Origin of the sequence: Globicatella sanguinis NBRC 15551, assembly GCF_001552295.1 — a bacterium.
Classification (GTDB): Bacteria; Bacillota; Bacilli; order Lactobacillales; family Aerococcaceae; genus Globicatella; species Globicatella sanguinis.
Window position 1 is genome coordinate 1 of the sequence record NZ_BCQX01000075.1, and the last position, 11144, is coordinate 11144.

Below are 11144 nucleotides of genomic sequence, written 5' to 3' on the forward strand. Positions count from 1 at the left end.
GTGCCAATCCTTATTAATAAAGATTATAAATTTACTTTGTAATATATTTTTCAATAGGGTAGTCATTGGGATTGATATCCCATTGTCCATTCATTATCAACTGACTCCATTGATATCCTAAATAAGGACCACTAGTGAGACCAGATGAGCCGAGTCCAGAAATGGCCCATAAAGTATGGGTTTCGGGTACTTGTCCTACTAAAACGGAATAATCAGACGTATAAGCACGTGTTCCTACACGTGTGGATTTAATCTGATACTGATCAATACTAGGTATCCATAATTTAGCTTCAGCTGTTAATTCTTTTAATTTTGAAGCATCAACGGTCAGGTCAAAACCTTGATCATCCTCGTGAGTAGCACCGAGTACAATTTCCCCTTTTTTATTAGGGATAATATCTATTTTTCCTGGGGGCATAATAACAGGCCATTGGTTATTTTGCCATTGATTATTTTGAATCGTATAGAGCTGTCCTTTTTGAGGTCGAATATCGACTGTGTATCCTAAAGGATTTAATAAATTGGGTAACCACGCTCCTGCTGCTAATAAGATTGCTTGAAATTGTTTTTGTCCTAAAGAAGGTGAGGAGAGTGTATCGGGTGATCTTAATTGAGCTGTTTCATAGTAGATCGTCCCACCTAATTTTTGAATAGCGGCATGTAAGGTGTTGATTAAACCAAGTCCATCTACACGGGCGCCACCTGTCACAAACGTAGCATTTAAATTTGTTTCCAATAGGGGACAGTAATCTTTTAGATTATCATTCCAGACAGTCTTAACTTCTTGAATAGCTGGAGAGTCTTTTCTTTTTTCTTTCGCAGCTTTCTGGTCACGATTCAAGGCTTTTTCTGATTTGCGAATGAGTAACGTTCCTTGTTCTTCAAAAATGTTAGCAACATCAAATGAATCACTGGATAAATCCGCTATAAGTTGACGATAAAATTCAGCACCTTTTGACACAAGATGATACCAAGGTTTATTGCGTCTTTGACTAAACCATGGACAGATAATTCCGGCAGCTGCTTTGGTAGCTTGACCTGTCCCTTCATCGAAGAGCGTGACATGGTAACCAGACCTCGTTAAGTAATATGCAGCGGTAGATCCAACAATACCACCACCAACAATGGCGATTTGTTTCATTATTTTGCCTTCTTCCTTTATTAATAGTTAGATTTATTTTATCATAAAGACAAAGTAAAAACTTAAAAGTTTTTGGATCTAAGTCATTTAGTTTATCGCGAAGTGGTTAAATGGCCTCAATCAAGTTATTAAGACACAGTTTGAGACCACTCAATATGCGGGGGTGGGCAGACGAAGGACAATCATTTGGTTTTCTACTTCTTGTCCACTCCCAAAACGAAACCCATTTTTAAAGAGTCCGAAATCCTAAAGAGATAGAAATGAGGAGGCTAGAACAAAACTTAAAAAATCGTTTAGTTTGAACGATTTAATTGATAGCACAAAAGTTAAATGGCCTCAACCAAGTCATTAAGACACAGTTTGAGACCACTCAATATGTGGGGTGAACAGACGCAGTGAAAATCAGCTAATTTTCTACATATTGCCTATTCCCTCCTAAATTTTTGAATGTTAATAATCAGTCATCAGATAGGTTGTTAAAATTGATATTGTTGAATATATTTTTTAATAATCGGATGGTTAAATAGGGAATAAAGGATGGCAGTGTTTAAAAATAAAGAAATAGTATTTTTTATAATACGCATTCCCATGAATACTTCCCAAGCTTTTCCAGTCATCATTCGAACCCATAAAGAACCGAGACCTAAATTTACGAATAAAGTAATAACAAGCACTACTAAAAAGACTCGTTTTAAAGTAATCTTTTGACGCCAAAAACCATAACCATAAATGAAACCTCCTAAGGCTGCACTAAGTGTGTAACCAAAAAAGAAGTTCTGGCCGGTCAAGAGGGCACCAATAATATCGTTGAAAATCCCAATAATAAGTGCGTACCATGGACCAAATAGAATTCCTGATAAACCAGCACCAATGAAACCAAAACCAAATTGAACAAAAGGTTCAATTTTCACTGATGGTAAAAATCCCAATGCAATTCTTAAGCCTAAAATAATTCCTAAGAGTGAAATTTGAAAAGCAGACAATTGATGTCGCTTATTGTTAAATATTTTTTCCATAAAAACTCTCCTTTGAGACAGAGAGCTACAATTAAGCAGCGAATGCGAGAAATTACCGCGAGCATACTCTTCGTCTAACAGCAACATTCCATCTGATAGCACTTAACGCAATTTCTCTACTCTGTTATAGTATTTTTGATGACTGATATAAGTAATATACCATTAAAAACATTATAAGTATAGAGGAGGCTTGTAGTTGACAGTTCAACATGCGAGAGTTTACACTCATTTTATGAGGTGAAGAATATGAATGAAATGATTAAAAAGCAATTAAATCATCGGACAATTCGTTTTTTTAAAGATAAGCAAGTAGCGCCAGAACAATTGAATACTATTTTAGAAGTGATCAATCAAACCGCTAGTAGTAATGCATTACAAGCTTTTTCAATTATTCGAGTAACTGATCAAGAAAAGCGATCTAAGCTAGCTGAAATCACTAAACAAGCCTATATTACAAAAGTACCAGAATTATTTATTTTTGTAATTGATAACTATCGTAATGCTACTATTGCCAAAGCCAAAGGATATCAAGGAGAAAGTTATCGTTCGATGGACTTTTTCTTTCAAGGAGCAGCCGATAGTTATTTAGCAGCCCAAAATGCTACCAATGCCATTGAAGCATTGGGAATGGGGGCTGTTTACTTTGGAAGTATTTTAAACGATGCGCAAGCAGTAGTTAATTTATTTAATTTACCAGAATTAACTTTTCCTCTATTAGGACTTGGTTTTGGTTATCCAGATGATGAACCACAATTAAAACCTAGAATGAATCTTAAGCTAAAATTAGGTGAAAATGAGTATCCAAAACCAGATGATATAGTAGTTGATTTAGCGGCTTATGATCAACAGATGCAAGAATATTACGATACTCGTGATAAAAATCGCAGAGTAGATAGTTTTACCAATCAAGTGGTAGCCAAATATCAATCCGCACCAAAATTAAGAGCGGAATTATTACGTGTTGTTCAAAGACAAGGATATCAATTGAACCTTGAGTAGAAAAATTACAAAATGAGAGAGTTAGTAAGGATTTTGAAGATTGCTGACTCTCTATTTTTTTATTTAAATCATTAAATCGCACTCCTATGTGGACAAGAACACTGATGGTTGACTCTTTATTTTTGTAGTTTAAATTATCGATATTTTAAGATAGAGTGAAGCTGTCTTTCAAATAAAGAGACTGTTAAAGATAAAATGAATATAGATAAAATAAAGAGGTTGATATTCATCTTGATTTCAGTTAAAGTTATAATGGTGTGGAACATAAAATGTTTCACGAAAAGAGAGGGGTTATTTTGATGAACCAAGAATTATTTATCGCGATGCTAAAGGACAAAGGGATTGAATTAACACCTACTCAAATTGACCAATTTGAAACATATTATCAATTATTAGTTGAGTGGAATGAAAAAATTAATTTAACAGCGATTACCGAAAAAGAAGAGGTCTACCTCAAACATTTTTTTGATAGTATTATGGTACTTTGGGAAATGCCATTAGCAGATTATCAAATTAAGCTAGTAGATGTCGGAGCAGGCGCTGGTTTTCCAAGTATACCGTTGAAAATTATTAAGCCTGAGCTCGACATTACGATTATTGATTCTTTGAACAAAAGAATTAATTTTTTAAAAATCCTAACCGAACAACTCGGTTTAGAAAACGTTAAAACTTTACATGGTAGAGCCGAAGATTTTGGTCAAAATCCTGATTTTAGAGGACAATTTGATATCGCAACAGCTAGAGCGGTCGCTTCATTGAATGTTCTATCAGAATTTTGTTTACCATTAGTAAAAAAAGGTGGCTATTTTATTGCATTAAAAGCGGCCAAATCGGATACTGAATTACAAGAAGCTCAAAAAGCCATTGCTGTTTTAGGTGCTAAATTAGAAACAGTTGTAGAGGATCTTTTGCCTTTTGAAGAGAGTGAAAGAACCTTTATTAAAATAAGAAAAACCTTGGAGACGCCGAGGAAATATCCAAGAAAACCAGGAAAACCATTGAAACAACCAATTAAATAAAGGAGGAAATACATAATGGGAAAAATGATTGCAGTGGGTAATCAAAAAGGTGGCGTTGGTAAGACAACTACTACCGTAAACTTAGGAGCAGCTTTAGCTGCATTAGGGAAAAAAGTTTTGATTATTGACTCAGACTCCCAAGGAAATGCTACCAGTGGGTTAGGAGTAGAGCGAGCAGATGTTATTAATAGTCTTTACGAGATATTAGTCGATGAAATCCCAATGGAATCATGTGTTCTTCCAACCTCTAGAGCAGGACTGTATATAGTGCCTTCAACCATTCAATTAGCAGCAGCAGAATTAGAACTCGCGAGTGTTCCCAACCGTGAATCAAGATTAAAAAATGCGGTCGAACCACTTCGTGATCAATATGATTATATATTGGTAGATTGCCCGCCTTCCCTTGGTCAATTATCGATCAATGCCTTTACAGCAAGTGATACGATATTAATACCTGTACAAGCTGAATATTATGCATTAGAAGGCTTAAGCCAGTTACTCAATACGATTCGTTTAGTGCAACGCAGTTATAATCCCGATTTTCGTATTGAAGGTGTTTTACTGACAATGTTAGATGCGCGCACAAATCTAGGGTATGAAGTGGTTGAAGAAGTCAAAAAATATTTCCAAGAAAAAGTATATAATACCATTATTTCAAGAAATATTCGTTTATCAGAAGCACCCTCTTATGGACAATCAATCATTGACTATGATCCACGTTCAAGAGGAGCAGAGATGTATACTGAATTAGCAAAGGAGGTTTTAGCAAATGGCTAATAAAGCTAAAAAAGGCGGGTTAGGCCGTGGAATGGATGCCTTGTTTTCAACTTTTGAAGAAACACCTAATGATAATGAAGTAGTAGTTGAATTAAAAGTTTCCGATATTCGAAGCAATCCTTATCAACCTCGTAAAAATTTTGATGAGAAAGCTTTACAAGAATTAGCAGACTCAATCAAACAGTCTGGTGTTTTTCAACCGATTATAGTACGTCGTTCAACTATTAAAGGCTATGAATTGATTGCAGGTGAACGAAGAGTTCGTGCTAGCCAATTAGCTGGTAAAGAGACAATCCCTGCCATTGTTCGTCAAATTGATGAAGAACAAATGATTGAAATTGCTGTTTTGGAAAACTTACAACGTGAAGACCTCAGTCCAATGGAAGAAGCAGAAGCATATAATGTATTAATGGAAAAATTGAAATTAACCCAAGCTGAAGTTGCAGAAAGAATGGGTAAAAGTCGTCCCTATATAGCCAATTATTTACGTCTATTAGCACTACCAGAAACAGTCAAAAAATTGTTAAATGATAATTCACTTTCAATGGGACAAGCTAGAACATTACTCGCTTTAAAGGATAAGAGTAAAGTGGTAGCTATTGCAGAAAAAGTAGTAAAAGATCAGTTAACGGTGAGACAATTAGAAGAATTGGTTCAAAGTTTAAATGAAAAAAAAGATGAACCTCAAAAAAAAGATGAGAAAAACAAGCCAGCAAGTAAGCCAACACATATTTTAGCAGTAGAAGAAAGAATGCAAGAATATTTTGGGACTTCAGCTACTGTGCATCAAAAAGGGGACCGTGGTAAAATAGAAATTGAATTTTTATCTCAGTCCGATTTAATCAGAATTTTAGATTTATTAAATATTCATTTATAGGAGCATTGAATGGAAAATAAAGTATATGATAAACTAGATATCGTTGAAATGCGCAAACCACATGCTTGTCAAACGAATCGTTGGCAAATAATTCGTATGGGCATGGATATTCGTATCAAATGTGAACATTGTGGGCATATTGTTACGATGACACGACGAGATTTTGAGAAAAAAATGAAAAAGATTCTTCAAAAACATGAAGAACAAGTGAGTGAATAGAAAGAGAGTGAAAGAATGGCTTTAACAGCTGGAATCGTTGGATTACCAAACGTCGGTAAATCAACCTTATTTAATGCAATTACAAAGGCGGGAGTAGAAGCTGCAAATTACCCCTTTGCTACAATTGAACCTAATGTGGGGATGGTAGAAGTGCCTGATCATCGTTTGAACGATATTACTAAATTAGTACGCCCTAAGAAAACCGTTCCGACAACATTTGAATTTACAGATATTGCCGGAATTGTTAAAGGAGCAAGTAAGGGCGAAGGCTTAGGTAATAAATTTTTAAGTCATATCCGTCAAGTAGATGCTATCTGTCAAGTAGTTCGTTGTTTTGATGATGGCAATATTACACATGTATCTGGAAAAGTTGATCCGATTTCCGATATTGAAACCATTAATTTAGAATTAATTTTTGCTGACTTAGATACTGTTGAAAAGCGAATGGCTCGAGTAGCTAAAATTGCTAAAACAAAAGATAAAGATGCCGTAGCGGAAATGGAAGTTTTAGAAAAATTAAAAGAGGCATTGGAAAACAATCAATTGGCTAATACCGTTGAATTTTATGATGAACAATTACCATATGTCCATAACCTCTTTTTATTGACTCGCAAAAAGATGTTATATGTCGCAAATATTGGTGAAGATGAAGTAGCTGACCCTACTGGTAATCCATATTTAGCACAAGTAGTGGCATTAGCTAAAACTCAAGACGCTGAAGTTGTACCTGTTTGTGCACGATTAGAAGAAGAAATTGCCGAGCTAGATGATGAAGAAAAACAAATTTTCTTAGAAGATTATGGTATGACGGAATCTGGTTTAGATCGTCTAATTAAAAAAGCCTACAGTTTATTAGGATTAGCAACCTATTTTACAGCAGGTGAGCAAGAAGTAAGAGCCTGGACTTTTAAAGTAGGAATGAAAGCCCCACAAGCAGCAGGCATTATTCATTCTGATTTTGAACGTGGATTTATCCGTGCAGAAACATTATCTTACGATGATTTAATGTCATATCAAAGTGTCGCAAAAGCACGTGAAGCAGGTAAATATCGTTCGGAAGGTAAAGAATATGTAGTCCAAGATGGCGATATTATGCTTTTCCGCTTTAACGTATAATGGAGGAAGAATCGATGACAGAAAAATTAAATCAAAATTCAGAATCTGAAATGAAAGAAAATGTAGCAGAAGCAATTACTGAAAGCACCTCCCAGGCAGAGTTAGAGCCAGCAGGAGCAATGGAAGAAGCTCAACAAAATGGTGAGTTATCATCAGATTATAAAGAACAATTAGCAGATAACAATGAAAATCAATCATCAATTATTCCGGGGATAAACTTAGCTACATTTAATCAGATAACTAAGAAAAATCAACAATATTTATTATCTGTTGAAAAACAATTGGAAAGTATCGATAAGGAAGGAACTACTTTTAAAGCAGTTATTAATGAAATTGCAGATACTTTAATTCAAGGCCAAAAAACCGGACAAACTGCGAAACATTTGTATGGAACGCCAACCGAATGTGTTGAAATTATTAAGCAACAACATTTTCCAACTGAAAAAGTTGATGATAATACACCATCTGAACCTTGGAAAATTGGGCTTGACGGTGCCTTATTATTAGGATCAATTTATACCTTAATGACCGGTTTATCATTGATGACTTCTAAAACTCCAAGTATTACTGGAATTGGCTTATTAACTTTAATTGTGAATTATATTGTAGCTGGGTTTGCAATGTTATTAATAGCAAGAAATTTACCAAAACCTGATGCACCTAAGGGAGAAAAAGGATATTTTAAATATTTTGGAATGTCAACTTTAGCAATGATTAGTTGGGTGGCTGCAGTCAGTTTAGTAACAGCTTTTGCGCCAAGTATCATTAATCCTATTTTACCGCCTGTTGCCTTATTAATAATAGGTGCCGTTACTATGATAGCGCGATTTTACATTAAAAAAGTATTGAATATTAAAGGTGGCGTATTCTAAAGACGCATGAATGATGAGACTAAGCAGAAACAGAATTTTTGCTTGGTCTCATCTTGTTATTTATATGAAGAGGGTGAGAAGTATAAAATATGGATGTTTCCTATAAATTTGCTTGAATGAAAAGGACATCCAAACATGCGATGAATCCTTTTTACTTCCTGATCACTCTCGACTATGTTGGGGAGGACAAACGAAGCGGAAATAATTTAATTTTCTACTTCTGGGCTACTATCGAAAGTATTTGCTAAGAAAATATGTTATAACGATGTTCAATATAAAATGGACAATTTTTTTGAAAAATCGAAAGATAATCATTAAAATTAAATTAAATTTCGTTTATTTGATAAAAAAGTCTTGAAAAAATTATCCGTGAGTGATAGTCTATAATACAATAAACTCGAGGAGGTATAAAATGTCCAATTGGGAAACAAAATTTACTAGAGAAGGTTATACATTTGATGATGTCTTATTAGTACCAGCAAAAAGCGAAGTATTACCAAATGATGTCGATTTAAAGGTGGAGCTAGCTCCTAATTTAAAGCTAAATATTCCGATTATTAGTGCAAGTATGGATACTGTGACCGACTCAAAAATGGCAATTGCGATGGCACGTCAGGGTGGTTTAGGTGTTATCCATAAAAACATGTCCATTAGCGATCAAGCACATGAAGTACGTAAAGTTAAACGTTCGGAAAATGGCGTTATTTTAGATCCATTTTACTTAACACCCAGTCATTCACTAGCGGAAGCAGAAAATTTAATGTCACAATATCGCATCAGTGGGGTTCCAATTGTCAAATCGATGGAAGATAAATTGTTAGTGGGTATTATTACCAATCGTGATATGAAGTTTATTGAAGATTATGATTTACCAATTGGAGATTATATGACGAAAGACAATTTAGTGACCGCACCAATTGGAACATCTTTAGAATCCGCAGAGAAAATATTATATGAACATCGTATTGAAAAACTACCATTAGTAGATGATCAAGGGAAATTATCTGGACTAATTACTATTAAAGATATTGAAAAAGTAATTGAATTTCCGAACGCTGCGAAAGATCAACATGGACGATTATTAGTAGCGGCTGCTGTAGGAATTACAAGTGATACCTTTGAAAGAGCAGAAGCCCTTATTAAACAACAAGTCGATGCATTAGTTATTGATACAGCTCATGGTCATAGTGCAGGGGTCATTCGTAAGATTAAAGAAATCCGTCAAGCATTTCCAGATGTTACGATTATTGCCGGCAATGTCGCAACCGCTGAAGCAACGAGAGAATTATTTGAAGTAGGCGTTGATATTGTTAAAGTAGGAATTGGACCAGGTTCAATTTGTACCACACGTGTCGTAGCAGGTGTTGGCGTTCCTCAATTAACTGCTATTTATGAATGTGCATCAGCAGCAAAAGAATATAATAAAGCGATAATTGCTGATGGTGGCATTAAATATTCTGGTGACATCGTAAAAGCAATTGCAGCGGGTGGTCATGCGGTCATGTTAGGTAGTATGTTAGCAGGTACTGATGAATCTCCAGGAGAATTTGAAATTTATCAAGGTCGTCGTTTTAAAACGTATCGTGGTATGGGTAGCTTAGCTGCGATGGAAAAAGGTTCAAGTGATCGTTATTTCCAATCGACAAACGAAGCAAACAAATTAGTTCCAGAAGGAATTGAAGGGCGAGTGGCTTATAAAGGTAGCGTAGCCGATATTGTCTTCCAAATGATAGGTGGTTTACGTTCCGGAATGGGTTATACTGGTTCGGCTAATTTACGTGAATTACGTGAAGAAGCTCAATTTATACGTATGAGTGGCGCTGGATTAATTGAATCTCATCCACATGATGTTAGCATCACAAAAGAAGCACCAAATTATTCAAGACAATAAAAGAGAAGATTAATAATATTTTATTAAGAGTGGAAAAGAGTAAAATTTGTTTTTTCTCCCAATCCACTCTTTTTTCTCTATGTTATCTTGAAAGAGCGTTTACAATTAAGTATACTTAATTCGTATATTATTTATAAAGAGATACATTCCCAAAAAGAAATGAATGGGATTAAAAAGATGATTAGGAGTGATGAAGCAATGGTCAAAGTGTTAACTCTGGGCGAATCTTTACTAAGACTTTCCACAACCCCCAATGAACGCCTGCGACACTTATCAGAATTACGAGTTGTTTTTGGTGGAGCAGAGGCGAATGTTGCTCACAATTTAGCAATGTAGGAAATAAGGTTCGATATGCTACTAAAGTACCCGCTAATGAATTAGCTCAAAATATTTATTATGAATTAAATGCGGTAGGTGTCGATACTCAATATATTATTTCCAAAGGTAGTGGTAGGTTAGGAAGTTATTATGTTGAGGTTGGTTCAGATTTAAGAGCTAGTACCGTTGTTTATGATTGAGCTTTTTCTGAAATTGCTAATATGAAGGAACGAGAATGGGATTTGGAGAGTCTATTTGATGGAATCAATATTTTTCATACGACAGGAATAACTCTGGGACTAAGTGAATTTTGGCATGAATATTTATTAGAATTAATAAAATTTGCTAAATCTAAAGGAATTAAAGTTGTATTTGATATGAATTATCGTAGTGGGTTATGGAGTCAAGAAGAAGCAAAACAGGCATTTGTAAAAGTGCTACTATATGTAGATGTTTTATCTGCGAATAAATTAGATGCGAAACATTTTATGGATATTGAAATAGAAGATGAGTCAAATTCAGAAAAGTTTTTGGATCAAATAGCTCAAAATATCCAAATGTAGAAGCTATTTTTGGGACAAATCGTATTTCAATGACACCTAATGCTTACCAGTTGACAGGCTTTTATTATGATTCTGAGACGAAAAGAGTTTTTCATTCAAAAAAACACCAGATTCAATACGTAGTAGACAGGGTAGGCGCTGGTGATGCTTACGCTGCCGGAATTATTGATGGAATAATAAAACATAGAGACCCCCAATCTTTGGTAGAATTTGCAATGGCTTCGTCTGTTCTAAAACATACTATTTTTGGAGATGCTAATTGGTTTACAACTGATCAAGTTGAACAATTTATGAAAACTAGTGGAGGCAATATTATTCGTTAAAATACTTGGATAG

Annotated in this window: 13 protein-coding genes and 1 riboswitch; of the genes, 11 read left to right on the forward strand and 2 right to left on the reverse strand. The window is 34.9% G+C overall.

Translation table 11 applies throughout. The features are described 5' to 3' along the window. Positions 1–31: 31 nt before the first annotated feature. Together GSA01S_RS07080 and GSA01S_RS07085 are read right to left on the reverse strand one after the other, a co-directional pair. Entirely contained in the window at positions 32–1141 is a 1110-nt protein-coding gene (locus GSA01S_RS07080) for an NAD(P)/FAD-dependent oxidoreductase (protein ID WP_066126154.1), read from the reverse strand. A gap of 476 nt (positions 1142–1617) precedes the next feature. Next, positions 1618–2157, reverse strand: a complete 540-nt coding sequence (locus GSA01S_RS07085) for a folate family ECF transporter S component (RefSeq protein WP_066126155.1) — start codon at positions 2155–2157, stop codon at positions 1618–1620. Between the two features lie 34 nt (positions 2158–2191). Then, positions 2192–2283: riboswitch (THF riboswitch) on the reverse strand. A gap of 120 nt (positions 2284–2403) precedes the next feature. Here GSA01S_RS07085 and GSA01S_RS07090 point away from each other — a divergent pair. The 11 genes from GSA01S_RS07090 to GSA01S_RS11210 all read left to right on the forward strand — a co-directional run bounded on the left by GSA01S_RS07090 (position 2404) and on the right by GSA01S_RS11210 (position 11131). Continuing rightward, a complete protein-coding gene (locus GSA01S_RS07090; RefSeq protein ID WP_066126157.1) occupies positions 2404–3156 on the forward strand; it encodes an NADPH-dependent oxidoreductase in 753 nt (250 codons plus the stop codon). Positions 3157–3455: 299 nt separating this feature from the next. Further along, positions 3456–4175 (forward strand): 16S rRNA (guanine(527)-N(7))-methyltransferase RsmG, encoded by a 720-nt coding sequence (rsmG, locus tag GSA01S_RS07095; protein WP_066126159.1) that lies wholly within the window; start codon positions 3456–3458, stop codon positions 4173–4175. Between the two features lie 15 nt (positions 4176–4190). Then, positions 4191–4952 carry a ParA family protein gene (locus GSA01S_RS07100; protein WP_066126161.1) on the forward strand — a complete coding sequence of 254 codons (762 nt, stop codon included), beginning with the start codon at positions 4191–4193 and terminating at the stop codon, positions 4950–4952. Then, entirely contained in the window at positions 4945–5829 is an 885-nt protein-coding gene (locus GSA01S_RS07105; protein WP_066126162.1) for a ParB/RepB/Spo0J family partition protein, read from the forward strand. The genes GSA01S_RS07100 and GSA01S_RS07105 overlap by 8 nt, the downstream gene beginning before the upstream one ends. 9 nt (positions 5830–5838) lie before the next feature. After that, positions 5839–6048 (forward strand): DUF951 domain-containing protein, encoded by a 210-nt coding sequence (locus GSA01S_RS07110; protein WP_066126163.1) that lies wholly within the window; start codon positions 5839–5841, stop codon positions 6046–6048. A gap of 15 nt (positions 6049–6063) precedes the next feature. After that, positions 6064–7164, forward strand: coding sequence for a redox-regulated ATPase YchF (ychF, locus tag GSA01S_RS07115; RefSeq protein WP_066126165.1), 1101 nt, complete (start codon positions 6064–6066; stop codon positions 7162–7164). Positions 7165–7178: 14 nt separating this feature from the next. Then, positions 7179–8036: a DUF1129 domain-containing protein gene (locus GSA01S_RS07120; protein ID WP_066126167.1), complete on the forward strand. Its 858-nt coding sequence runs from the start codon at positions 7179–7181 to the stop codon at positions 8034–8036. 412 nt (positions 8037–8448) lie between these two features. Further along, positions 8449–9927: an IMP dehydrogenase gene (gene guaB / locus GSA01S_RS07125; RefSeq protein WP_066126169.1), complete on the forward strand. Its 1479-nt coding sequence runs from the start codon at positions 8449–8451 to the stop codon at positions 9925–9927. A 177-nt stretch (positions 9928–10104) separates the two neighbouring features. Next, positions 10105–10263, forward strand: a complete 159-nt coding sequence (locus tag GSA01S_RS10780; protein WP_157064794.1) for a hypothetical protein — start codon at positions 10105–10107, stop codon at positions 10261–10263. Between the two features lie 203 nt (positions 10264–10466). Further along, positions 10467–10808, forward strand: coding sequence for a PfkB family carbohydrate kinase (locus tag GSA01S_RS11205; protein ID WP_066126171.1), 342 nt, complete (start codon positions 10467–10469; stop codon positions 10806–10808). A gap of 29 nt (positions 10809–10837) precedes the next feature. Next, on the forward strand, positions 10838–11131 hold the full coding sequence (locus tag GSA01S_RS11210; RefSeq protein WP_066126173.1) for a PfkB family carbohydrate kinase: 294 nt from the start codon (positions 10838–10840) through the stop codon (positions 11129–11131). The last annotated feature ends 13 nt before the right edge of the window (positions 11132–11144 follow it).